Annotated in this window: 16 protein-coding genes and 1 pseudogene; 9 read left to right on the top strand and 8 right to left on the bottom strand. The window is 61.1% G+C overall.

The features are described 5' to 3' along the window. Window positions 1-16 precede the first annotated feature (16 nt). The 3 genes from IQ25_RS16465 to IQ25_RS16455 all read left to right on the top strand — a co-directional run bounded on the left by IQ25_RS16465 (window position 17) and on the right by IQ25_RS16455 (window position 5011). Window positions 17-2182 (top strand): TonB-dependent receptor, encoded by a 2166-nt coding sequence (locus tag IQ25_RS16465; RefSeq protein WP_246415804.1) that lies wholly within the window; start codon window positions 17-19, stop codon window positions 2180-2182. A 68-nt stretch (window positions 2183-2250) separates the two neighbouring features. After that, window positions 2251-3918: a carboxylesterase/lipase family protein gene (locus IQ25_RS16460; RefSeq protein WP_144907364.1), complete on the top strand. Its 1668-nt coding sequence runs from the start codon at window positions 2251-2253 to the stop codon at window positions 3916-3918. A gap of 91 nt (window positions 3919-4009) precedes the next feature. Next, window positions 4010-5011 carry a LacI family DNA-binding transcriptional regulator gene (locus tag IQ25_RS16455; protein ID WP_144907363.1) on the top strand — a complete coding sequence of 334 codons (1002 nt, stop codon included), beginning with the start codon at window positions 4010-4012 and terminating at the stop codon, window positions 5009-5011. On the opposite strand, the gene IQ25_RS16450 is transcribed toward IQ25_RS16455, so the two are convergent. Further along, window positions 5008-6198 (bottom strand): glycoside hydrolase family 68 protein, encoded by a 1191-nt coding sequence (locus IQ25_RS16450; protein ID WP_158637777.1) that lies wholly within the window; start codon window positions 6196-6198, stop codon window positions 5008-5010. The genes IQ25_RS16455 and IQ25_RS16450 overlap by 4 nt on opposite strands. A gap of 327 nt (window positions 6199-6525) precedes the next feature. On the opposite strand from IQ25_RS16450, the gene IQ25_RS16445 reads away from it, so the two are divergent. Both IQ25_RS16445 and IQ25_RS16440 read left to right on the top strand, forming a co-directional pair. Further along, a complete protein-coding gene (locus IQ25_RS16445; RefSeq protein WP_144907361.1) occupies window positions 6526-8871 on the top strand; it encodes a TonB-dependent receptor in 2346 nt (781 codons plus the stop codon). A 261-nt stretch (window positions 8872-9132) separates the two neighbouring features. After that, window positions 9133-9921: an alpha/beta hydrolase gene (locus IQ25_RS16440; protein ID WP_258537053.1), complete on the top strand. Its 789-nt coding sequence runs from the start codon at window positions 9133-9135 to the stop codon at window positions 9919-9921. 1144 nt (window positions 9922-11065) lie between these two features. Here the strand turns inward: IQ25_RS16440 and IQ25_RS16435 are convergent. From IQ25_RS16435 to IQ25_RS16420, 4 genes are read right to left on the bottom strand one after another with little or no spacing between them, the layout of a single operon-like run. Then, the gene (locus tag IQ25_RS16435; RefSeq protein ID WP_144907359.1) at window positions 11066-13447 is read right to left on the bottom strand and encodes a xanthine dehydrogenase family protein molybdopterin-binding subunit; all 2382 of its coding nucleotides are present in this window, start codon (window positions 13445-13447) and stop codon (window positions 11066-11068) included. Beyond that, window positions 13444-13962 carry a (2Fe-2S)-binding protein gene (locus IQ25_RS16430; protein ID WP_118073339.1) on the bottom strand — a complete coding sequence of 173 codons (519 nt, stop codon included), beginning with the start codon at window positions 13960-13962 and terminating at the stop codon, window positions 13444-13446. Before IQ25_RS16430 ends, IQ25_RS16435 begins: the two co-directional genes overlap by 4 nt. Window positions 13963-14004: 42 nt before the next feature. Continuing rightward, the gene (locus IQ25_RS16425; RefSeq protein WP_118073340.1) at window positions 14005-15000 is read right to left on the bottom strand and encodes an aldo/keto reductase; all 996 of its coding nucleotides are present in this window, start codon (window positions 14998-15000) and stop codon (window positions 14005-14007) included. Between the two features lie 21 nt (window positions 15001-15021). Next, window positions 15022-15849 carry an SDR family oxidoreductase gene (locus tag IQ25_RS16420; RefSeq protein ID WP_144907358.1) on the bottom strand — a complete coding sequence of 276 codons (828 nt, stop codon included), beginning with the start codon at window positions 15847-15849 and terminating at the stop codon, window positions 15022-15024. Window positions 15850-15991: 142 nt separating this feature from the next. On the opposite strand from IQ25_RS16420, the gene IQ25_RS16415 reads away from it, so the two are divergent. Further along, window positions 15992-16933 (top strand): LysR family transcriptional regulator, encoded by a 942-nt coding sequence (locus IQ25_RS16415; protein WP_144907357.1) that lies wholly within the window; start codon window positions 15992-15994, stop codon window positions 16931-16933. A 315-nt stretch (window positions 16934-17248) separates the two neighbouring features. Here the strand turns inward: IQ25_RS16415 and IQ25_RS16410 are convergent, their stop codons facing one another. Beyond that, window positions 17249-18652 (bottom strand): vanadium-dependent haloperoxidase, encoded by a 1404-nt coding sequence (locus IQ25_RS16410; protein WP_144907356.1) that lies wholly within the window; start codon window positions 18650-18652, stop codon window positions 17249-17251. A 422-nt stretch (window positions 18653-19074) separates the two neighbouring features. On the opposite strand from IQ25_RS16410, the gene IQ25_RS16405 reads away from it, so the two are divergent. Beyond that, window positions 19075-19707: a tyrosine-type recombinase/integrase gene (locus IQ25_RS16405; protein ID WP_144907391.1), complete on the top strand. Its 633-nt coding sequence runs from the start codon at window positions 19075-19077 to the stop codon at window positions 19705-19707. 492 nt (window positions 19708-20199) lie between these two features. Here IQ25_RS16405 and IQ25_RS16400 read toward each other — a convergent pair. Further along, window positions 20200-20631 (bottom strand): annotated as a pseudogene (locus IQ25_RS16400) (transposase); the annotation flags it as partial. 60 nt (window positions 20632-20691) lie between these two features. Here IQ25_RS16400 and IQ25_RS16395 point away from each other — a divergent pair. Together IQ25_RS16395 and IQ25_RS16390 are read left to right on the top strand one after the other, a co-directional pair. Continuing rightward, window positions 20692-21432 (top strand): hypothetical protein, encoded by a 741-nt coding sequence (locus tag IQ25_RS16395; protein WP_144907355.1) that lies wholly within the window; start codon window positions 20692-20694, stop codon window positions 21430-21432. A 312-nt stretch (window positions 21433-21744) separates the two neighbouring features. After that, entirely contained in the window at window positions 21745-22593 is an 849-nt protein-coding gene (locus IQ25_RS16390; protein ID WP_144907354.1) for a hypothetical protein, read from the top strand. A gap of 57 nt (window positions 22594-22650) precedes the next feature. On the opposite strand, the gene IQ25_RS16385 is transcribed toward IQ25_RS16390, so the two are convergent. Beyond that, a complete protein-coding gene (locus IQ25_RS16385) occupies window positions 22651-23538 on the bottom strand; it encodes a hypothetical protein (RefSeq protein WP_144907353.1) in 888 nt (295 codons plus the stop codon). Between the last annotated feature and the right edge of the window lie 251 nt (window positions 23539-23789).

The raw sequence follows: 23789 nt of genomic DNA, 5'->3' as shown, positions 1-23789 counted from the left end.
CAATGGGAGGACTAGCATGAAAATTTATCGAAAGATGGCAGTTCTGCACGACGCCCTGATCGCCTCAGCAGCGCTCAGCCTGGTGATGTCAGCCCCGGCCCTTGCTCAGAACGCGCCGCAGGATGCATCGGACGATGGGGCCAGCGAACCTGCCGACCCGGGCGAAATCGTGGTTACCGCGCTCAAGTCTGGCTCGGTTCGTCTCGACAAGGTGCCGCTCGCGATCCAGGCCTTCAACGGCGACGTGCTCAAGCAGCGCAACGTGCGCGACGGGGCTGATCTGATCCAGCTGATCCCCGGCGCATCGCAGGCGCAGGAGATTGGCGCGGGCTATCGCATCTTCTCGTTCCGGGGTTCCGGCGCGGGCGGCCCGATCGGCGATGGCCTGATCGGATACTATCTCGACGATACCCCGTTCGGCGTGCCCAACAACCAGGCCGCGCCGCCGGTGCAATATTTCGATATCGACCGGGTGGAAGTGCTGCGCGGGCCGCAGGGCACGCTATACGGCCTCGGCTCATCGGCTGGCACGATCATCTACCACACCAAGAACCCGGACCTCGATCAGGTTACCTACGCAGGCGAACTCGAGCTTTCCAAGTCAGCCGAGGCCAGCGATCCCAACTATCGCGGTGCAGCGGCAATCTCCCTGCCCTTGGTGCCGGGCAAGCTTGGCCTGCGCGTGAGCGGTGGATACGACCGCCGCGCGGGTGTGGCTGACATCTATTCGGGCGCGCCCACGGGCACCCCGCGCGAGAAGGACGCCAACCACGTTACCTCGAAGGACATCCAGGCCGTGCTTCTGTGGAAGCCGGACGAGCTGACCTCGGTCCGCACGCGCTTCTGGTACTTCGCCACCGACCAGAAGTATCTCAATGTCATCAACTCGCTCGATCCGCCGTTTGCGGCGTTCCAAGGCGATGTCGTGGGCTTTGACAAGCGCCGTGCATGGTACGCTTCGAACACCATCGAACGGGAATTCGGCGGGGTGACGCTGACCAACGCGACGTCCTATCAGAAGTCCCTGCCGGGCGGATTTCAGGTCGGCCTCAACCTTGGCGCACCGCTGGGTACGGGCGTCCTGATAAATGGTGGTGATGCCCGCAATTTCGTCAACGAGCTGCGTCTTGCAACAAACGATGGCGGGCCGTTCAAGGGGGTGGCCGGCGTGTTCTACCAGAACGCCCGCAGCCTCTACACCTTCAGCCTGACCTTCCCGGCGTTCGGCCTGAACGGCCAGACCATCACCAAGACCGAGAACGCGGCGATCTTCTCCGAAGCGAGCTACGAGTTGTTCGATGGCAAGGTCGTCCCGCTGGTCGGCCTGCGCTACTTCAAGGACCGGCGCGAGGCTGACTCGATCTCGAATGGCGTCCGCGTACAGAGCAAGGCCAGACCTGATGCGCTCACGTGGCGTGCCAACCTTGCGATCAACCCCAGCCCCAACTGGATGGTATTCTTCAATGCCGGTACAGGTTTCCGCAGCGGCATCCTGCAGTCCCAGGCACAGGCAGACGCGGTTATTGCCGATGGCGTGCCGAGCGGCATCTCGCTGACGCCGGACAAGTTGCGGAACCTCGAAGTGGGGATGAAGGGATCGGTCCTCGACGGCGACCTGCGCGTGGCCGTCAGCCTCTACGACATCAAGTACACGAACATCCAGAGCGCCTTCAACACCTCGATCGGCCTTGCCGCCTTTGCCAACCTGGGCGACGGCAAGGCGCAGGGGATCGACATGGAGCTGACTTGGAGGACCCCGCTCAAGGGCTTCACCCTTAATGCCATCGGCAACATCAACGATTCCAAGTTTACCCGCGTCCGCCCAGCCTTTGCCGGCGCAGACCCGCGCATCTCGAACGGCCTGCGCCTTCTCAACACGCCGACGCACAACTTCCGTCTCGACGCGAGCTATGAACAACCGATCGGCAATGCCACGCTGTTCGCGACCAGCTCGGCCACGTTCATCGGCCGCTCGCGACTGGGCGATGCCACTGTGAACGAGATCAACCCTTACGAGCTTTATCAGGCGAGTATCGGGGTACGGTTTGATCGCTACGAAGTGCGCCTGTTCGGCGACAACCTGTCCGACCTTCGCGGACCGACCTCCGCCAACGGCCCGACGCTGCTGGCAGGGCCTCGCCCGCGCACGATCGGCGTGACTTTCCGCCTCAACACCAATTGAAGCGGCGCCCGGCGATGCCTGCCCCCCTCCCCCCACAGGTGTCGCCGGGAAGCTTGGGGAACTGAGCCATGCAAAGGCGCGATCTCATCCGTGCGGCATCGGTGGCCGGCGCGGTCGGCTTGGCAAAACCGGCGACGGTGTCTGCGCAGGAGAATGCAGCGTTGCCTTCGGAAAATCGCTTCTCGATCGACACGGCCAGGGTGCGGACCACGGCAAGGACCACAGCCGGGCCGGTCCGGGGCTACCGGCAGGGCGGCGTGACCATGTTTAAGGGCGTGCCCTATGGCGCACCGACGGGTGGGGCCAACCGGTTCCGCCCACCGCGCCCGCCCCAGCCCTGGACAGAGGTACGCTCGTGCCTGAACTATGGCCCGATCGCTCCACAGGACAAGGGCACTGGGCGCTTCCATGATGAGGAAGCGTTCATCTTCCGCTGGAACGATGCGGTGGAGGACGAGGACTGCCTCCGCCTCAACGTCTGGACGCAGTCGCTCGACGAAGAGCGGCGTCCGGTACTGGTCTGGCTGCACGGCGGTGGTTTTGCCGCCGGGTCGGGTCATGACATTCCCGCCTTTGATGGCGCAAACCTCGCCGCCACCGGCGAGACCGTGGTGGTTACGCTCAACCACCGGCTCAACCTTCTCGGCTTCCTCGACCTGTCCGAATGGGGAGAGGAATATGCCGAATCGGCCAATCTCGGAATGCTCGACATCGTTGCAGCTTTGCGCTGGGTACGCGACAACATCGCCGGGTTTGGCGGAGACCCGTCGCGCGTAACGATCTTCGGCCAGTCAGGCGGCGGAGCGAAAGTGAACGCGCTGATGGCGATGCCGGAGGCGAAGGGGCTTTATCATCGCGCGATGGTAATGAGCGGCTCCTTTGCGATGTTCAACTCGCCTGAAAAAGCGCGAGGGCTCTCGGCTCTGGTGCTAGAGGACCTCGGCATTGGCCGGGGGGACCTGCCATCCTTGCAGGCACTACCCTATGCCCGGCTGCGCACGGCGGCAGAGCGGGTAATGGCTCGGATCAACCCGTCATTCGACGGATTCGTCGATGTGCGACGGATCCGGGACATGCTCAACTTCGCGCCCAAGCTCGACGGAAAGACCTTGCTGGCCGATCCCCGACATCCCGGCCATGTCGCCAGCGACCCGCAGGTACCGCTGATCATCGGCTCCACGCTCAACGAGTTCGTAACCGGGATCAACAATCCAGCCGCCTTCGCTATGACCGACGAGGAATTGCGGCGCAGGGTTGAGCGGTTCGTGCCCGGCAAAGCGGAGACCGCAATCGCTGCGTTTCGTGCCCCAGGGCCGGAGGACAAGCCCTTCGCACTATGGTCACGCATGGCTACGGCGCCGATCCGTCAGGCAGTGATCGATCAGGCGCGGCGCCGACTGCAAGCCGGCTCCGCGCCGACGTGGCTGTTCTGGTTTACGTGGCAATCGCCAGTTCTGGAGGGGCGACCGATGGCATTTCATTGCCTCGACATCCCGTTCTGGTTCGGCAACGCCCAGACTTGTGCTTCGATGACTGGTGGAGGCTGGGACGCGCTGGTACTTTCAGCCAGCATGGTCAGGTCGCTGCTGGCATTTGCCGCCGATGGCATGCCCGAGGCCAAGGACCTTCCGACGTGGCGCGCGGTTTCAGGTGATGACCTGGCCTCGCTGCAGTTGGCCGATCGACCGGTCATGGTCCGCGAAGTCGATGCCGCAGAGCGAGCAGCCATCGGATGATTACGCGCTTGCAGTTTGCCACCGGCAGCGCTGAGTGTAGGTGTTTGCAAACGCGTACCAAGCGCGTCAGGCCGAAGTAATTGTTGAGAGCATGGTCAGCGTCAAGAATCTCAAGGAATTTGCCGAACTCGCGGGTGTATCCACGGCCACTGCATCGCGGGCGCTTACCGGTTCCGGGCGCGTGAGCGACGATACGCGCAAACGTATTGCCGCCTTGGCCGAAAAGCTGGGATATCAGCCGAACATCGCCGCCCGCAATCTGCGCACGCAGCGAACGATGACCATCGGCGTGCTGGTCCCGTTGGGGCACGAAGCGCTGCAGCACCTGTCGGACCCGTTCTTCAACACGATGACCGGCTTTCTGGCCGATGCCTTTGCCGAACACGGCTACGACATGCTGCTGTCGCGCGTGCTGCCGCGCAACGACCGCTGGATGGACCGCTTCATCGGCAGCGGGCGCGTCGACGGCATCGTCGTCGTCGGCCAGTCGGACCAGTTCCACGTCATCGAGACGGTTTCGCGCCGCTACGAACCCATGGTGGTCTGGGGCGGTCATTCGCCGGGGCAGCACCATTGCTCGATCGGTTCCGACAATCGCCTTGGTGGCAGGCTGGCTGCGATGCACCTGATCGAGCGGGGCTGCCGACGGATTGCCTACGCCGGCCCGGTCGAAGGATCGGAGTTCGGCGAACGCGTGGATGGTGCCCGGCTGGCGCTACTCGAAGCGGGCATGGCCCCTCTGCTCGAACTGCCGACCCATTTCGAACCCGATGCCGCTTATGCGGACGTTCGGGAAAAACTGGGCGAACTGGCCAAGATGCCTGACGGGATCGTCGCAGGATCGGACGTGACGGCGATCAGCGTGATCCGGGCCCTGCGCGATCTGGGGCAACGGGTACCGGACGACGTCCGCGTGATCGGCTATGACGGGTTGCCGATTGGCGAGCACATGAGTCCCCCGCTGACCACGATTGACCAGCAGTTGCGCCACGGGGCAGAGCTCCTGACGAAGACGCTGCTGCGGCGGATCGGCGGAGAGGAAACCCAATCCAGCCAGATCGAGCCGCACGTGATCGTGCGCGGATCTACCTAGAACCCGATCTGGAACACGCGCGACGTTGCGCCATCGAGGGTGATGCGGAAGAATGGCGCCGGGTATCCTGCAAACCCTGCGCGGCGCTGTTCAGCCGTGGTGATCGTTGCAGGATCTGAAACGCCCGGAAAATCGGCGAAACCGATGACCTGCAGATCGTCCATCACCCACCAGCTGTACTCCTGCGCGGGGGCCTGTTCGGGATTGCCGGCAACAAGTCCGCTGCCGTTGAGCAACGTGTAAGGTCCCAGCGGCCCCTCTGCGACCGCGCCGTAGAGCCCGGTCGGCCCGGAGAGCCCGCAAGCGGCGAAGACCTTCCGCTGGGTCGACCAGAACAGGTAATAGCGACCATCGACAAGCCGCATGTGCGGTCGCTCGAGCTCGTTGTTCAGGCCTGCTGCGCTCAGCACCGGCGGCAACAGGCGCCACCCCGAAGCGGCGGCACCGTCGGCCTCGGCTACGCCGATAACGCCGGTCCACCGCGATGACGAGCGGGCACAGGAGCCGGTCAGGAACAGGAATGTCCGGCCGCTTGCCGGATCACGAAAGAAGCCCGGATCGCGAAAGCCGATGATCTCGCCACCGGTACCGGTGATCTGGTTGGCGACCATGTAGTCGCCGCCGTCTGCCACCACCGATTCAACCGGGGCGGACCAGTCCGACAGAATGAAGCTGCCTTCGGACGCTTGGAACCGGCAGCGCGCCTCGAACAGACGCTGCTCGAGCGTGACCGCCACCGAACCGCGTCGACCGGCCGCCGTGAAGTAGACCGTCAGGCGTTCGCGCGCGTCGTCAAGAACGGCTGAGCCGGACCATTCGCGATCCCCGGGCGTGAAGCCATCGGGAAACACCGGTTGATGCAACGTCCATTGTCCGTTGCGCTCGCTGGCCAGATGAATACGGGCGATGGCATGGCGGGCATCGGGATCCGGTTGGGCGGGAGCCGTCAGCACCATCCACAAGGCCGCGCCATCGAAGCGCGGCAGGCTGCCGTCCGCCTGTTCGACCGGCCACATGTCCCACAGATCGAAGCCGGCTATGTGGGCATCCGGCATCGGCAGGAAGGCGGGGATGGTGTTCGCCTCGGACATGATCAGTCCGGCAAGGTCGGCAAGAGACCACGTCGTCTGCGCAGCGCCGGGGACCGGGGCAACACGTTTGCCAGTCTCGGAAACGGTGATTGCCATCCTGCGCTCATCCTCCTGCCGGATCACACGTCCGAGTACGGCGCGTAATCGATAACACATCTGTCCAATTGCCCGTTCCAGCTGCAGGGATCCTTTGCAGAGGAAACGACGGACACGTGCCAGCAAGCTTGGCCATGATCACGAGCGAACCGCTCCCGCCATTGCCAGCACTCGATTGCACTCACCTCTCCTAAGCTAGAGCAATCGATTGCGCAATTCTATCTTTTGTGATGAAAGGTGCAGCGAATCGGACGGCGCCGGAACAGTCGCCTCTGACCAGGCAGGTGGCACTTTCATTCGGAAGGCCACGGAAGAGAGGGAACACCAATGCATATCCGTTCGGTCCTGCTGGCATCAGCAGCCTTTGCCGCATCCGCCGTTTCCGCGCAGGCGCAGGATGGCTCCGCCACGCCGGAGGATGAAGCGGCTACCGCACCCGCCGAGATCGTCGTCACCGCGCAGAAGAGCAGCGAGCGGCTGTCCAAGGCGCCGGTTGCGGTCAGCGTCGTGGCGCAGTCTCTGCTTGATCGCCAGGGCCTTACCACCAGCGAGCAGATCGCGACCACGGTGCCCACGCTCAAGCTTTCGCAGAACGGGTTTGCCATTCGCGGGATCGGTTCGAACAACGGCTTCAGCGGCTATTCCACGGTCGCCACGCAGTTCGACGGGATCTACAATCCCTCGCCCGTCGCCCTTTCGCTGGCGCTGTTCGATCTGAGCGCCATCGAAGTGCTGCGCGGGCCGCAGGGTACGGTCTATGGCCGCAATGCAACGGCGGGCGTGGTCAACATCAACACGGCCGATCCGGGTCGCGATTTCGGCGGCAGCGCCAGCCTGCAATACGGCCGCTTCAACGATATTCGCGCGCAGGCCGCCGTCGATCTGCCAATAAGCGACCTGCTGCGCGTGCGCGTGGCCGCGTTCCATCAGGTCAACGATGGCTACGGGCCAAAATTCGCCGCACGCCGCTTTGACAAGGCCGATCTGTCCGCCGTGCGCGTGACGACGATCTTCGATCCGGCTCCCACCCTCAGCTGGCGCCTGTCGGGCTCCTACGCCCGCAATACTGGCACGGTATCTTCAGTATTCCTGCGCAATTACAACGTCTATCCGCAGGCGGACCTCGTTGCCGGTACGTTCGGCCCGGTCACAATCGTGCCGTCGGACGCGATCAATCCCGGCCTCGACACGGTGACCAGCAACAAGCAGGACATCACCAGCTACGACTTGCGTTCGAAGCTGACGTGGAGCGCTACCGAAAACCTCAGCCTGACCTATCTGGCCGGTTATTCGCTGCTCAAGAATGATGGCGTGACCGCATCGACCGGTGTCTTCTCGCAGGAATATATCGATCACCGCACGAAGACCTGGTCGCACGAAATCGACGTGAACTACCAGAATGGCCCGCTCAAGCTCGTCGGCGGCGCGTTCCTCTATGAAGACCGCCAGCCTTCGGGCACGCGCCTGCTCCATGCGGGCAACACTGCGCCAGCGCCGTTCAATCTGGTCTTCAACATCTTCGGCGCGAAGGTCGTCGGGGCCGGCAACCAGATCTCGACGATCGACGCGGTCGACGTCGTCAACACGTATGCCGGCGTCGGCAGCAAGTCGCGCGCGCTGTTCGGGCAGGCGACTTTCGCGGTAGTGCCATCCGTCCGCCTGGTGGCGGGCATCCGTTCCACTTGGGACACGGTGACCAGCCATGAACAACAACTGGTCTGCCCCGGTCAGTCGTTCACCCGCACCACTATCGATCCTGACACCTGCCCCACCTTCACCATCGCCTATACCGACGATCGCAACCGCCCGAGCGCGAAGTACAGCAAGGTCAGCTGGAAGCTGGGCATAGACGCCGATGTGACCGAGAACCTGCTCGCCTACGCCACGGTTTCGACCGGCTATCGCGGCGGCGGCCTGCAGCCCAGCTCCAACCCGGCAGGCTTCCGCGGCTATGCCCCGGAGACTGTCGACAACTTCGAGGCAGGCCTGCGCGCCAACCTGATGGGCGGCCGCCTGTTCCTTGGCGCCACCGCGTTCCAGATGAACTACAAGGACCTGCAGGTATCCTCAATCATCGTCGATCCGGTGCAGGGCCCGATCCCGGTGACGACCAACGCCGCACGCGCGCGCATTCGCGGGCTGGAGCTGGAAACGACGTTCCGGCCGACCCGGGCCGACCGCTTCACCGCTTATGTCTCGTGGCTGGATACGAAGTTCCTGCGCTTTGCCAACGCGCCCGACAATCTGCGTTCTGCCGATACGCTCTACAACATCTTCGCACCGATCCTCGGCTTTGTCCCCATCGCACCGGCGGTGGCCGATTACTCGGGCAACCGCCTGCCTTTTGCACCGCGTTTCAGCGGACGGTTCAGCTATGCACACGAATTCGAGACAGCGTCGGGCTGGAAGATCACTCCGGCGGTGGATTTCTTCGCGCAAACGGCAACTTTCGCCAGTGTTGACAATGCCGTGCAGGGCCGGATCGTTGGCTACACCAAGACCGACCTCAACCTGCAGTTCGATGAACCGTCGGGCCATGCCTACCTCAACCTGTTCATGAACAATGTCGAGGATCGCCGTATCCCCACCACCATCGTACCGGTGTGGAGTTCGACCACGGCGAGCTATGCCCTGCCGCAAGCTTATGGCGTGCGTGTGGGTTTCAAGTACTGATCCCACCAACGGTGACAAGTGATGCGCCGGGGCCGATGGCCCCGGCAACACGGGCGGGAGTAGGTGATGTCGATGCCGATGGACCGCAGGCAGATGGTGCTGGGGAGTGGATTGCTGTTGATGAGTTTACCGGCCAATGCCGCACGTGAGCCGCTGAAGATTCCGCAAGGAGCAGGGCCTCTGCCCGAGGAGTGGATTGCCGCGCCATCGATTGCCTTGTGGGATGGCCCACCGCCCGGAAGTCCGCATGTTGCTCCCAAAGTGGCGACAACGCTCGATCCGACATTCATCACCGGGGTAGTGCGGCCGGAGATGCGCGTGTTCCGCCCCGCCAGAAGCAACGGGCGGGCCATCCTGGCGATCCCGGGCGGGGCTTACACGTTCGTGTCGATCAGGAACGAGGGTACCGACGTCGCGCGCGTGTTCACCGAGATGGGCTACACCGTCTTCGTGCTGGTCTACCGCCTGCCGGGTGAAGGATGGGCCGATCGGGCAAACGTACCACTGCAGGATGCGCAACGAGCGATGCGCCTCATCAAGAGCAAGGCGGCAGGTTTCGACTTTGCCCTCGAGAACGTTTCTGTCATCGGCTTTTCGGCGGGCGGACACCTTGCAGCATCTCTGATCACCGGTGGCTTGGAAAAGACCTATGAGCCCCGTGATATGGCGGACAAACTTGATCCGATACCCAGCTGTGCAGCTTTGATCTACCCGGTCATCAGCGCCGAGCCGCCATTCACGCACCAACAATCAGCGCAGATGCTGCTGGGCGCTTCGCCTTCCATTGAGGCAATCGCGAAACGCTCACCCGCGCTTCATGTCGGCCAGCAGACGCCGCCAACCTTCATCGTTCATGCCTTGAACGACGAGCCGGTGCCATATCAGAATTCGCTGCTTTACCTTGAAGCAATGCGCAAGGCCAACCGTCCGGTCGAAATCCACCTGTTCGAGGAGGGGGGCCACGGCTTCGGCATCGGCCCGTCAAACGCAACGGCGGGGCAATGGCCACAACTTTGCGGGGCATTTATCTCAAGACATTCCCAAGCTTAAGCCTCACGACGAAGAAATGTTTTACGACTCAGGACGAGCCTTCCCGAACATGCGCCGTTGCCCGATGGTGGATTTGTACGGTATCGTGCAAGGTAAGTTCCTCGGCACCGAAATGAACGCGTTTGGCTCAGTTTGAAAGGTACAATTTTGTCGATCACCGCCTTGCCGGGGTAAATCAACTCATAGTATTTACTGCCATCAGTTTAATCTTATTTTTGTCTAAACCGCCTTTCCGTCAGCCCGCTTCAGCAAAGGCTAACCGTCTTGATCGGGTCGACTTCGGCCATACGCTTTGTCAAGCAGAAGAGGACTGTAATCGATAAATCCAAATGAAGCGCGAACGATCGGGTTTAAGGCCAGAATAGCTGATGCGGAATGCTTGAACTATGCGAATTACTGTAATTTCCGCCTGCGAATGAGCCGCGCGTAATACAGCCATCAAGCTTTCGAATGATGATTTTTGGATCGTCGCCGTCCGACGAGTAAAGCGGCACGCCCTTGCGCGGCCGGAGTATAACGCTAGGTTCGTACAGAAGATCTGCAACGTGGAAGTGAGTAGCCCTTAAATTTCTTGACGCCTTCGATCCTAATTTTGAGGATAGGAGGCGACGATTGGGAAGCGCAATTTCAGCGATGAGTTAAAGCGTGAAGCGGTGGCCCAACTCACCCAGCGCGGTTATCCACTCGCCTTCGGACGGGACCCTGGCCTTCCTGGCTGGCTCAAAGCCGACCTCGGCTTCGGCTAACTGCCAAGCAGAAGATGCCGGTCAGCAACCAGCCATTTGCAATCGCGATCTTTGCCGGCTCACTCACTGAGCGTCAGGTGTTGGCGATAGACCCGCTATCCAACTCAACATGCGGAATGACGGGATTGTCCCAAGCCACGTCATTCTAGTTTGGCTCTCCAATACTGAACGTATGACCGGATTCGACGCTGTGAGAAAGCCTGTTGAACGTCGCCTTTCAAGGCGGCACTCGCCGCGAGTCTGTTGCCCATCGAAGGGACGGCAGCCGACCCACTCATGCCATTCCAGGCTAACGCGGGAATGTCAGCTTCGGCCCAAAACTTGCCTCTTGTTTTCGGTGAAATCGATTATCTGCAGCGTCCGAAACCCGGCTTAGCGTCCACCGGGCTTCTTGGCTATCAAGCGTGAAGCTTGATGGCCGCTCGAACATATTCGGGCTTTAGAGGAATGCGCCTGATGGGCTTTCCAGTCGCATCCATGACTGCCGCCGCAATGGCAGGCGAGGCCAAGGCATTAGCGCTCTCTGAGCCTTGGCCGTAAATGCCCACGGTGGGGTTGTCGGTGATTACAACCTTCAGTTCGGGCATCTCAGCCATGGTGAGGATGGGATAGCCAGTCCAATCCTTGGCCGTCACCGCGCCCTTATCGAAGCTCAGCTCCTCGTGCAGCGCCTGGCTCACGCCCATCAGGCAACCGGCCTGGATCTGACGACGCAATTGGAGCGGGTTGATCACGATGCCCACGTCGGCAACGATCGTCATGCGCTCGACCTTGACTTCGCCGCTTGCGGGAATGACCGTGACCTGCGCAGCGCAGGCCCAGTAGCCATTGTCGCGCAGCATGATTGAAACGCCTTGCCCTTTGACCGGATCGCTGCCGTGGCTTTTGGCCTGGGGTGAGGGCGATGGCCGGTCCTCCCACTTCGCTTCGGTGCGCAACCGCTCAAGGATCGCCACAAAACGCGGATCGCTGACATGGTCGAGCCGGAACTGGAGCGGGTCCTTGCCTGCCAGCATCGCCGCTTCGCTGATCGCGATCTCGCGCGGGCAGTTTTGCTGGAACTGGATTGGGGTGCGCATGGAATGACTGCGCAAGCCTACCACGTCTGTTGCCTCATGCTGGCCGGGGTGCGCGCCTCCCTTGGCCTGTTCGAGCACAGCAGGCACAGTGCCGTAGACCCAGGTGTCGCTCATGTTCAGCACTGTGCTCTGAAAGCCATACGTGGTGGCAGGGGATGGGGCGGGGATGACCGGCATGCCCGCCAGCAATGCGCCGACCAAACGGTCATCCTGCATCCCAGGCCCTATGTGTGATGCTACATAGGCTGCCATCCTTCCGGCATCATCGAGCGCGATGCGGATGTCCGAGATCATCGCCGGTGATTGCGTCGACCATTGCATGTCGTCGGAGCGCATCCATTGCACACGCACTGGTCGCCGCAATTCGCGCGAGAGAAGGACCGCCTCGTCCTCGCTTCCGGCGCTGCCGCCGTTGGAGCGGCCATAATGCCCTGCGCCGGGATAGGTGCGCACCACCACCTTGTCTTCATCGCTCCCCAGCATCAGCGCGATCATCCGCCGCAGGTGCTGCGGGTTCTGGCTATGCGTGTGAAGCCAGACCGAGCCATCCTCGCGATAGTCGGCAAGACTGACCATCGGGCTGATAGGGGCATGCTTATGGTATGGCATCAGATAGCTTGCCCGAAGTTCACGCGTAGTCTTGACCGACGAAGCATTGCCCTTGTTCGCGCGACCATCGCGCACTGGTGTGGGGTCTTCAGTCGCCATCATTCTCAGATGGTCTTCCAAGCGCTCGCTAGGGGGCAGTCCTTCCCACTTTGACCATTCGCAACCGTCGGCGACCGACTGTGCAGCCTGAACCGCCTCCCATTCATCCGGAGATACGACGGCAAGCAGGTTGCCGATCCTTACCAGTCGTGCGCCGGGGAACTGTTTGCCATCCAGCTTGCCCGGCGCAATCAGCGTCGATCCCAGCGTTGCCGGATGGATCGTGCGTGCATGAAGCATTCCAGGCAGTGTCACGTCGCCCACCCATACGGTCTTGCCAGTAACCTTGGGCGCTATCGAAGGGTTGAATACCGGCTTGCCGATAATGGTGTAGTCCTTCACCGGCTTCAGGGGCGGATCGGCATCCACGCGCAGCCCCATCGGCATGGTCAGGTCACCGGAAATCGGGATGACCAGATGCAGGTCTTCGCCTGCCAGAAGTTCGCCATAGCTTATGGCTTTCGTTGCGCCGGAGATTACGCCTTCGCGAACCGATAGGTTGGCGCGCGGCACCGCGAGCCGCCTGGCCGCCAACTCAAGCGAAGCCTCACGCATCAATGCTGCGACCTTGCGCAGGTTCTGACCATAGCGCAGCAGGCCGAATGTGCCACCCCCATCCGGTGTGCGGTCAGTGTCGCCGGAGACCACCTCTGTCATTGCTTCCAGAGGGACGCAGAGTTCCTCCGCTACGATCTGGCGATACGCGGTGTAGATCGTGCTTTGCCCAAAATCACACTTTCCGGTGCGCAACAGGACGGTGTTATCCGAAAGGATCTCGATCCAGCCATTGACGGTAGCGGCTGAATGCGCATGTAAATTGGCTTTGCTGGCGTTTACCCGCGCAACTGCACTGCGACCACCCATCGCGAAAACGGCAGCGAGTGTGCCTCCCGCAGTGAGGAACCCGCGCCGGCTGACACCCATCAAGCGGGCACCGTGGACATTGATATCGTAGATGATTTTCGCTTCGGACTTCGAGGGTGAACGGATCATGCCGACTCTCCCTGCATCATGAGCTTCGCCGCACGGTGAGCGCCTTCGAGTATTGCGGCATAACTGCCGCAGCGGCACAGGTGCGGCGACGGGCCTGACGTGGTCAAAGCTTCCCGAATGTCCTGATCAGTAGGCTTGGGATTGGCCTCGAGCAGTTCGGTGACCTTGATCATCATGCCGAACTGGCAGATCCCACACTGGGGCACCTGTTCGTCGATCCACGCTTGCTGCACTGGATGAAGCGTGCCTGCGGACATCTTTCCCTTCTGGCTGGCCCAGCGTTGGGGAAGACCGTCCACGGTGGTCACCGGTTTGCCTTCCAGCGCCGAGATAGGGGTCACGCAAGCACGCACTTCCTCGTCGCCCAGCAAGACCGAACAGGCGCCGCACTGGGCAAGTCCGCATCCAAATTTGACCCCCATGACGCCCAGTTCATTGCGCAGGACGTAGAGGAGCGGGGTGTCAGGCGATGCCTTGACCTTACGCTGCTGACCGTTGACCACGATGGTGCTCATGTCGCTACTGCCTTTCCAATTGCTTGCCAGAATCAGAGCCTGTCAAAGACCAGTCGCTGCCTCACCAGCAGGAGTGTAGCGCGCTCCTTCCACGCTTACGGTCGCCAGGAGCGCTTCAATCTCGGCAAGATCCTTAGGCGAGAGGGCGATGTCTGCTGCGCCAAGGTTTTCCTCGAGCCGATGCAGCTTGGTAGTGCCAGGGATCGGCACGATGAAGGGCGCTTTGGCCAAGAGCCATGCGAGCGCGATCTGCGCAGGGGTCGCGCCACGGTCAGCCGCGATTTTCTTCACAAGGTCCAGCAACTTCAGGTTGTGAGCGAAAGCTTCGGCCTGAAAGCGCGGCAGGGTGCCGCGGAAGTCACCTTCGGCCACCTGCTCGGCGCTGGCGATACCGCCAGCAAGGAAGCCCTTGCCGAGCGGCGAATAGGGCACAAGGCCGATGCCGAGTTCATGGCAGGCGTCAAAAATACCGTTTGTCTCCACCTGCCGCGTCCACAGCGAGTATTCGTTCTGAAGTGCCGCTACGGGCTGCACCGCGTGGGCGCGCCGTATCGTGGCGGCGCCCGGCTCCGACATGCCGAAGTGCTTGACCTTGCCCTCTGCGATCAGGTCCCGCACTGTGCCCGCCACGTCCTCGATTGGCACCTTGGGATCGACGCGGTGCTGGTAGAACAGATCGATCGCATCGACGCGCAAACGCTTGAGCGAAGCCTCGCAGACGCGGCGGATCTGTTCGGGGCGGCTATCCACGCCGCGCATTGCGCCACTGTCGGGGTCGATATTGAAGCCGAACTTGGTTGCGATCACGACCTCGTCGCGGAACGGTTCAAGGGCTTCGCCGACCATGTCCTCGTTTGTCCATGGGCCGTAGACTTCGGCAGTGTCGAAGAACGTGACGCCACGTTCAACGGCGGCGCGGATCATGGCAATGCCATCAGCGCGAGACAGCTTGCTGCTGTAACCGAAGTCGATGCCCATGCAGCCATAGCCGAGGGCGGAAACAGAGAGGCCAGATTGGCCCAGAGTGCGACTATGCATTGTTCAACTCCTTGAGAAGGCTTAGCCGGGCTGCCGGATCTTGCCCGCAAACATCGCGGCAATGATGCCGCCGTCGATCAGCAGATCGGTGCCGGTCACGAAGCCGGCATCCGGTCCAAGCAGCCATGCGCAGGCTAGAGCGATTTCCTCAGGCGGCGCCATCCGGCCTGCAGGCGACGCATCGACCATCGCCCGGTAGCCATCACCGATTGGGGAAGCGAGTTCGTGGCGCGCGAGCGGGGTCACCACGATGCCGGGACTGACCGCATTGACCCGCGCCCCCCGGTTGCCCCATGACAATGCCGCCGCCCGTACCCGCAGCGCGTTGGCCCGCTTGGCCAGGCAATAGGCGACCATCGAATCCGGCACGAACTCACGCCCGAGGAACGGCAAGGCAAGCAGTTTATCGGCGGGCGTGAAGGCCAGTGCCTGTTCCTGGTCAGCTGGAAGCTGGGGCAGCATGTGGCCCGCCATGCTCGAGACGATCAAGCCCGCCCCGCCGGGTGCAATCACGCTTTCGAACACCTCGAACACCAGCGCCGAGCCATAAAGATCGACTTCAAGCACCCGCTCGGGCCCAGCCATGTTGGGTGATACACCAGCGGTGTTGACGACCTGAACGACCGTGCCAAGTGCGGCCGCACGCGTAGCCAGCGCTTCGACAGACTGGCGCATGGTGGTGTCAACCGGCTGCGTTTGCACCTGATAGCCGGCATCGGTCAGGCGCTGTGCGGCGGCTTCAAGGACGGTAGCGTTGCAATCTGCCAGCAGCAGCTTGCGGCCGAACCCCTGCCTGCGTGCAATTGCCTCGCCGATACCGCCCGCGCCGATGATAACTACAACGTCCATGGGTCACTCTTCCTGCTCGAGACCGGCATTCTTCTGCCCTGCTTGCCGTCAGCGCCATTGCATCTTGGAGAGGAGCATAGACCAAGTGATTATTGCCGATTAGACGTGTCTTTCTGCATGAACCTATATCGAAACGAGATAAATGATGCGCGATGAGCTGGGCGATCTGTCGACGTTTCTGGTCGTCGCCGAGGAGCGCAGCTTCACCCGTGCGGCGGCGAGATTGGGAACGTCGCAATCGGCAATCAGCAATGCCGTGCGCCGGCTGGAAGCTCATCTCGATATCAAGTTGCTTGCGCGCACAACGCGCAGCGTGAGCCCCACCGAAGCCGGGGAGCAATTGCTTGCAACCCTGCGGCCAGCACTCAGCGACATTCGGCAGCAGATCACCTTGCTGGCCAAGCTACGTGAGCGCCCCTCCGGCACTGTGCGCATCACCACCAGCCGTCATGCTGCCCAAACGGTCCTGTGGCCTGCGGTCGATGCAGTGCTGGCCCGCTATCCCGAGATTCAGATCGAATTGTCGATCGACGGTGCTCTGACCAACATCGTGGCGGACAGGTTCGATGCGGGTGTGCGCCTGGGCGAGAGCCTGGAGAAGGACATGATTGCAGTGCGCATAGGCCCGGACTTGCGCATGGCCGTAGTAGGTTCACCTGACTACCTCACAAAGCATGCGCCGCCGAAAACTCCACGTGACCTGATTGCGCACCGCTGCATCAACTTGCGCATGGCGACCCGCTGCAATCTCTATGCGTGGGAATTCGAGAAGGCGGGGCAGACTCTGAACGTGCGCGTGGAGGGGGCTCTGATCGTCAACGATAGCACTCTGGCGATCGAGGCAGCACTGGCTGGTCGCGGCCTGGCCTGTGTAATCGAAGACGACGACCTGCACGAGCATCTTGCGTCTGGCCAACTGGTCCGCTTGCTTGCCGACTGGTGCCCGCCTTTTGCCGGCCACCACCTGTACTACCCCGATCGGCGCAATCTCTCGCCAGCGTTTCGCGTGCTACTGGAGGAGTTGCGTGCGAGGGCTCAGCAAGACGGCTCGCAGCATGACGAGCAAACCAGGACGCGTGTGTAAAAGATGGGCCAAGTGATGTCACATTCGCCAAGTGTCGCCCTTGGCTATTTTGCCAACGAGAAGCTCAACGGAATGACAGCTGGGCTTGGATCACGTCAATCGAGAGTAGCGTTACAAACGTGAATGAACGACCGCTCTCGACCCCATGCTTCGGCCCGCTGAACGTCGTTTTTGAGGGCGGCCTTGGTCAAAAGAAATTTGGAACAAAGTGGGCGCAGCCTGCACTGGTTTTCCTCGACCACCTGTTTTGAGCAACAAGCTAAAAGCTTTGCAGCGGAGTCACGACTGTAGTGACCCCGCTGCACCACTTTAGGGTCAGAACAAGCTGCTGGCTTTCGTCCATGCAGCCTCGCCAACCTTGCGGCCAAGGTCGAGACCGGCGACGTTGCCCTGGTAGAAGTGGATTCCGCCAAACAGCCGGGATTCGCCAGCACTGAATGCAGCTTCAGAGAAGCTGTTCCAGGTTATCGTCACTGGCAGTCCGGCAATATCCGGTTCTGCCGCCAGCGGCGCGGTCTGCGTGTGGCGGAGCGTGAACAGATCGCTGCCCGTGAACTTGCGCAGCACCACAGCGGCGGCCATGCTGAATGCGCTGTGCCCGGATGTGTATTCGGGGAATGGCGGCGTCGGGAAGGTGTCCTTCTGGAATGGTCGCCAGCGTTCACCGTCAACCTGGCCGAAACCGGTCCCGCTGAACCCGGCCAGTCCAAACTGGTCATAGAGCCAGCGGATCGCCGTGATGGGCCGGACATAATCATAGAACCGCTTAGCTTCCCACGTTGCGATGCTCGCGTCCAGAATGGCGTTGGCCAGAGCAAAGAACAGCTTCACATCCTGATCGAGCGTGTAAAACCTTTCCCGCGAGACAAGCCCTGCAACTTCACACCAGTGGCCCGGCGGCAACCACGATTTCGGACCGTCTGCCCAGAACTCGGCAACGATCTTCTGTTCAGTCGTCAGTCGCTGCTGGATCTCGATGACGAAACGCGCCTGATCGAGAAACGCCTGGCTGGTAAACGGCTCTGGTGGAACGGGCCGGAACTGGTCCCCGCTGGTCAGCGCGAATGCTGAAACATTCCCCCAATGAGGTGCGATGAAGCCCGGCGTTGCCACCGTGCCATCGACGGGGTTTATGTAGGAAAGTGGCTGCCACCGTCCCGGATCGACCACGTGCCGACGATGCGTGTCTCCGAATGCCAGCGCAGGTGGATTGATCGGCGCATAACCGGTGTAATCGCCATATGGCTTTCCCGGAACCGAGGAGCCGGGCATGGTGCCGCTCTGGTTGGAGTTGTCATTGGCGCGCGCCGCAATCACCATCTGGGCAGCATTGTTGCCAATGGCAGGTGGCGTGTTTCCGGACGTGCCAGTTTCGCTGATAGGCAGGCCGAGTTCCGCCATCTGGGCGTCCAGTAAGGCCTGGATGCGCTGATCGTTAAACAGGCTCGAAGCCGCGCGATAGATGGCGTAGCTGATCGCGACGGTCTTGTTCTGCAAGGTGCGCTGACCAGCCGGGCGGCGTGCAGGGCCACCGGGCAAGTAGGCTGTCGATGTGTCGCTGAACGGAGCCCACGCCTGATATGCAGACGAATAGATCATCGCAAGGGCGCGCGCCACCATCGGTGGGCCAAGCTGAAGGGCAGGGGTATTGGTGCCGATCTCCAGCGATAGAAGAATCGTGTCATTCCATTGATTTACAACTGTATCAGGCGGTGTCATAGGTCCCTCCACAAACAAGCGTCAAAATAGAAAAGACGTGTTTTTATAAACGACCCACTCGTCACAAGATGACAGGCTTCCTGAACACTATCAGTGTCCGGGAGCACAATTGGACACACTTCGTCGCATTTTAGAAACAACTGAGGGGGTTAACTCGGCAAAAACCCTATTCATGGTCATCTTGCTGCGGGTTCATTAGAGTTTCTGCGTGCGATAACATGCACACGAATGCTTTGGTACAATGACTTAAGTCACCTCCGGCGACGATCTGTTTGAAAAAAAACGTAATTGTTGATTTGGATAGTCTGCCTATCCTGGTCATTGCCGCATTTGGTCATGCTTTCACGCTCGGCATCTGCTGCGCAATTTCAACCTCAGTGTGGCACTCTTTGCTCGGCCATTTGGGCCGCAGGAGAGTAGCAATGGGACATTCAGATCTTGATGCAGCCGTGCACGACCGCCCCCCTTGGAATGCCGGTCAAAATGTGGGGGCGAAACGACCCTTGAGACGCCGGGATATCTGGGCAATCCGATTCTATCTCGATGAACACAAGCGACTTCGAGACCGTGCATTATTTGACTTAGCGATCGATAGTAAGCTGAGGGGATGTGACCTCGTGAAGCTTCGGATCGGAGATCTTGTCAGCGGTCGCCAAATCCGAAATCGCGCAACCGTCATTCAACAGAAGACCGGGAGACCGGTACAATTTGAAATCATGACGGAAACCCGCACAACGTTACAGCGCTGGCTTGAACGTCGAGGCGGAGCGCTCAACGATTTCGTATTTCCAAGTAGGATCGACTACCTCGGTCATCTCAGCACAAGGCAATATGCACGACTTGTTGACGAGTGGGTTTCAGTCGTTGGCCTCGACAGGCGCGACTACGGAACACATTCACTCCGACGAACGAAAGCTTCGTTGATCTACAAGTCGACTGGGAACTTGCGAGCAGTCCAGATTTTGCTCGGCCATACAAACATTCAGAATACGGTTCGATACCTTGGCGTAGATGTGGACGATGCCATTACGCTTTCGGAACGCACAGAAATCTGATTATTAAAGTGCAGGCTCGCTCGGGGTCGGCGAGCCTTTCGATCGCTGAATGGACGGCAGGAATCGATAAGCCCAAAAGGCAATGTGAACGACCGGGTTCAAAGCGCTTGCTGCCGGGATCGTCAGACATATGGCAATGTCGGGCTTCGGCATCTTCGGTCGTTCCCAGGAGCAGCGTCGATTGGCAGCAAAGTCGAAGGGTTTCGGGCGCCGGCAGGCGTACGAAAGTCTTACAAGTACGACCCGCGGTGCGGCTCGCACAGGTCTATGGGTAAAAGGGCTTTGGCGTGGATTGGGGCGACTGAAGCAAGCCTATCAGCCAGTCCGTGATGGACGGAACAGTATGGAAGTCAGATGGCCATTGTGCTCGAAGCGCCGCTGATCGTGTTGGCAATGAGCTCGGTTCTGACTGGGCTGGCGGCATCGACACACGTATCCCCATGGGCAGAGGCGCAACGTTCGCGGCCATGACGCAGGGTCAGCCATGCCGGATCATGGCGTGTTCTTTCGGATCGGTGGCGCCGAGTCCGGCGGAGCACGGGGCTGGCACCAACGGGCGAAGGCCTCAGTGATGGTCATATGCCCGCCGCAGCATGGGCATGGTGGGCGATGGTCGGGCGGCTCGTCTGGTTCGGTGTCGGTCTCCTCGATCGACGCGGCGACGCCAAGCAGGCTGCGGGCCAGCGCCATGGCCTCCTTGTGCGGCGAGCTGGCGAGCAGGCCATAATGCCGGATGCGGTGAAAGCCGCGCGGCAGGACGTGGATCAGGAAGCGGCGGATGAACTCGTCGGTGGCCAGCGTCGTGACCTGCTGGCGCTCGCCATAGTCGCGGCGATAATCCTTGTACCGGAACGTCACGCCAGTCTCGTCGAAGGTAGTGAGGCGCCGGTTCGAGATGGCAACGCGGTGCGTGTAGCCGCTCAAGCCGGTACCATGCAGGCTTGATGGCGCAGGATCGACACCCATGCTGAGAAGCACGCACTCATGACCCGCCCCCTCGATACCCTTGTCTGTAATGGCGACAAGCAAGCTGCCGCAGATGCCCTGCGGCACTTCGCAGAATTGTCAGAAGCCACCCGCATCTTATGGCGTATCCATGAGCGCTGCTCGGCCAAGTTGGATGCCACGCTCACCGTCACCAGCCCAGCTGGCAACGTCACGAAGTGGAAGCTCTTCGCAAACTCCGGAGCATGCGTCTGGCTTCACAAGACCGCAGCCGATACACACGAGCGAGGCATCATGATCGACCTCGCCGTGTACGACAACGATGCGCTCGACGGCGCAGACAAGATCACGAAAGCATGCGCTACGGCCACTGCCATACTCGACGCCTTCGACCGGCTGGCTCACGTCGATGATGCCACTGCATCACTCCAAGGAGAGCCGCCATCACCCTGGCAAGTTGCCATCGCTCTGACTGCCAGCCGCGCCGACACCGGCTTCGACATGGACGACATGCGCATCGCCTTGGCCACGCCGTGCATTCCCATCGAGCTGCTCACAGACGACGGCGACCCCATCCCGATAGCGCCCGAAGCACTCGCCGAGATTGCCAGCCGGGCACCTTGCGCGCTCGAGGTAGAGTTCCACCGGAGCGATCGTCATGACTACGTCAACGTCAATCGCATGATCGGCATTCGGGGCGAGAACATGCCCTCACTCGCAAACCCTGTGGACGTGATGCGCGCCGTGCAGATGGCTGTTCGCCATGGAGCATTGAGGTAGTAGAGAGCAGGCCGTGCGCTGCACGATGAAGCGCCAAAGGTACGCCCGCTATAGCAGCTTTCTCTAGCCCGTTCAGCAGAGGAAGATAGCGGCCTGAACACTTCGGCAGGCGACATTCTCACTGCGCAGTTTTGACATCTGTCTGTCCCCTGAGGCCTATGTTACCAACAGGCCTTGGGTAACTCCGAAGCTCCCTCTCCAGCTGACACTATGCGTCCCCCGTCGCACGTCATCCGGAGAGGGCATAAGCTTCGACGCTGCCCGTCCCAAGCCCTCGCGTAAAAGGGCCAGCGAAGGACCGCAGCAGCCATCATGGCACGACCCGACACCGCCACCTCGAAGACCTTCACACCACCTGCCATGGCCATCGAAGCCAAGCACTCCGACGCCGGCGAACTGATGGCCGCCGCCTACCGCATCGACCATCTCGCCAGCCTCCTGTGCAACACCTGGCGCGGCCCGGCACGCGATCCGAATGGGGCCTTCCATTACGTCGATCGCATGCTCGACGACGGCACCGTCGTTGCTCGTACAGGGGTCTTCACAGACTACCTCGACATGACCTACCTGCGCTTCGAAATGGTCATGGACACACAGGTCTGTCACCCCTTCGTGATGCTCATCGAGGACTATCGGCCGGAGCCAGATTGCGCCACGCTGACAGGGGACGGAGCCACCCTCGCTATGATGCTCGCCACCTACCGGGACGGCCTCACCAAGACCGCCACCGACCTCTTCGCCGGCCGCACTCCGACCCCCGTTGGCGGTGTCGCCGATGCCGTCCTCGACCTCCTCGACACTGTGCTCGAAGGTCGCATCCCGGATCATGCCTTGTCCCTCTCGACCGGGCAATTCCCCAACGGCCTGGCATACGCCTGCGTCGCCTCCGGGCACGAGTTCAGCCTGCCGACAACACCCATCCTGACAGCCTCGGCACTGGCCGTAATCGAGGGGTCTGTAGGACCGGCTGCCGCCTTCAGGGTCGACCACAATCACGAGGGACCGACCTATCATTTCGACGCAGTCCGACAGGAGACGACAACCTTTCGGCCCACCAGTCGCAGGCGTCGGATCGGCTCTCTCGAACGGCCCACCAGCCGCATCGGGCGAGAGGGCCTGACACAGGAATTCGTCGCCATCCATCACGCGATCGCGCGATAAGAAAAGGCCCCCGGCTGGTGACTGCCGAGGGCCTTTTTTCTTGCCGGAGGAGAAGCCTCAAGGCTTGCCGGTAGAGAGACCGGCAAGCACCTTCGCGGCGTCGATTTTCGCATTCACATTGGACACCGACTTGGCGAACGCGCCGGGTCCACGGACCCTACCGTCGCTACGCTCGACCCCTGCGTAGCGCTTGGCAATCTGCAGCAGTGCGTCATGGACCTCGGTCTCATAATCTGCATCGCCACACCAGTAGTCGAGGCTCGCCAAAATTTCCGCGGCGGACGCCTTGCGATCAGCAATTCGACGTTCGATGAAGGCTTCCCGCTGCTCTGGTTTCTTGATCAGGATCATCTCCTGTTCAAGCGCTACCAGATCGACATGAGAGCTTGCCGCACGCATCAAGGTCCATGCTGGACCGAGGGCAAAGATCGGCTCGACCAGGCTGACCAAATGCTCTGTGACGAGGTACTCGATGAAGGCTGCCTCCTTCGCCTCTTCCATGGCAAGCTCGCTCTTCGCATGCTCCAATTTTTCTACTGCCTCGGCGACACCTTCCTCTGCAGATGACACAGTCGAACGCGCGCGAACGACCCCCGCGCTGACGCGTTCCAGCCCCCGCTTGATGCCCATCGTTCCAACCCTGGGGCTGGTCAGATTACGCTTGGAGAAGGGAGCTTCACCGCCTTGCAACCACCGTTCCCACAGCAGCGGATTGACCTCGCTGGGAATGATGCCAAGCGTAAAATCGCGGAGCAATTCCTTGCGCCCATCCTCATCGGAAAGCGCAGACACAACAGCCGCCGGATTGACCAGCGACCCATCCGGTTTCACCGTTCTTTCGGCGACCATCTTGATGATGGCTGATACGCCGATCTTGAAGTTGTCAACGGCTTCGGACGCTTCCGCGCCATCGCCATGGCTGGCCTCGCCAGTGATCGATGTCATGTCAGATTTCCCCCACGGGCGTGTTCAAACCGGCTAGTAAGCCGCACTCCCATACGGTCGTGAAAATGCATTCTCACACGGACATCGTCAACAGCGTCCTGCGGATGCACTCTTCGATTGTGCCGAATTTTGGGTGCCACCTCCGATGGATACTCCAGATTCGGCAAAATCGCTGAAACTCCTGAAAATCGTTACAGGCAGAGTTCGGCAAAACGTCCCATTTGCCGAATTTAGAAAGTTGGGCGCAATAC

The organism is Novosphingobium taihuense (assembly GCF_007830315.1).
In the GTDB taxonomy this organism is placed as follows: Bacteria; Pseudomonadota; Alphaproteobacteria; order Sphingomonadales; family Sphingomonadaceae; genus Novosphingobium; species Novosphingobium taihuense.
Note: the sequence above shows the minus strand (reverse complement) of the source record. Positions and strands in the feature narration are given on the sequence as shown.

What these genes read in the sequence shown, in the direction of transcription:
- IQ25_RS16465 (WP_246415804.1), top strand. Translation starts at nt 17, where the DNA reads ATGAAAATTTATCGAAAGATGGCAGTTCTGCACGACGCCCTGATCGCC.
- IQ25_RS16460 (WP_144907364.1), top strand. Translation starts at nt 2,251, where the DNA reads ATGCAAAGGCGCGATCTCATCCGTGCGGCATCGGTGGCCGGCGCGGTC.
- IQ25_RS16455 (WP_144907363.1), top strand. Translation starts at nt 4,010, where the DNA reads ATGGTCAGCGTCAAGAATCTCAAGGAATTTGCCGAACTCGCGGGTGTA.
- IQ25_RS16450 (WP_158637777.1), bottom strand. Translation starts at nt 6,198, where the DNA reads ATGGCAATCACCGTTTCCGAGACTGGCAAACGTGTTGCCCCGGTCCCC.
- IQ25_RS16445 (WP_144907361.1), top strand. Translation starts at nt 6,526, where the DNA reads ATGCATATCCGTTCGGTCCTGCTGGCATCAGCAGCCTTTGCCGCATCC.
- IQ25_RS16435 (WP_144907359.1), bottom strand. Translation starts at nt 13,447, where the DNA reads ATGATCCGTTCACCCTCGAAGTCCGAAGCGAAAATCATCTACGATATC.
- IQ25_RS16430 (WP_118073339.1), bottom strand. Translation starts at nt 13,962, where the DNA reads ATGAGCACCATCGTGGTCAACGGTCAGCAGCGTAAGGTCAAGGCATCG.
- IQ25_RS16425 (WP_118073340.1), bottom strand. Translation starts at nt 15,000, where the DNA reads ATGCATAGTCGCACTCTGGGCCAATCTGGCCTCTCTGTTTCCGCCCTC.
- IQ25_RS16420 (WP_144907358.1), bottom strand. Translation starts at nt 15,849, where the DNA reads ATGGACGTTGTAGTTATCATCGGCGCGGGCGGTATCGGCGAGGCAATT.
- IQ25_RS16415 (WP_144907357.1), top strand. Translation starts at nt 15,992, where the DNA reads ATGATGCGCGATGAGCTGGGCGATCTGTCGACGTTTCTGGTCGTCGCC.
- IQ25_RS16410 (WP_144907356.1), bottom strand. Translation starts at nt 18,652, where the DNA reads ATGACACCGCCTGATACAGTTGTAAATCAATGGAATGACACGATTCTT.
- IQ25_RS16405 (WP_144907391.1), top strand. Translation starts at nt 19,075, where the DNA reads ATGGGACATTCAGATCTTGATGCAGCCGTGCACGACCGCCCCCCTTGG.
- IQ25_RS16395 (WP_144907355.1), top strand. Translation starts at nt 20,692, where the DNA reads ATGACCCGCCCCCTCGATACCCTTGTCTGTAATGGCGACAAGCAAGCT.
- IQ25_RS16390 (WP_144907354.1), top strand. Translation starts at nt 21,745, where the DNA reads ATGGCACGACCCGACACCGCCACCTCGAAGACCTTCACACCACCTGCC.
- IQ25_RS16385 (WP_144907353.1), bottom strand. Translation starts at nt 23,538, where the DNA reads ATGACATCGATCACTGGCGAGGCCAGCCATGGCGATGGCGCGGAAGCG.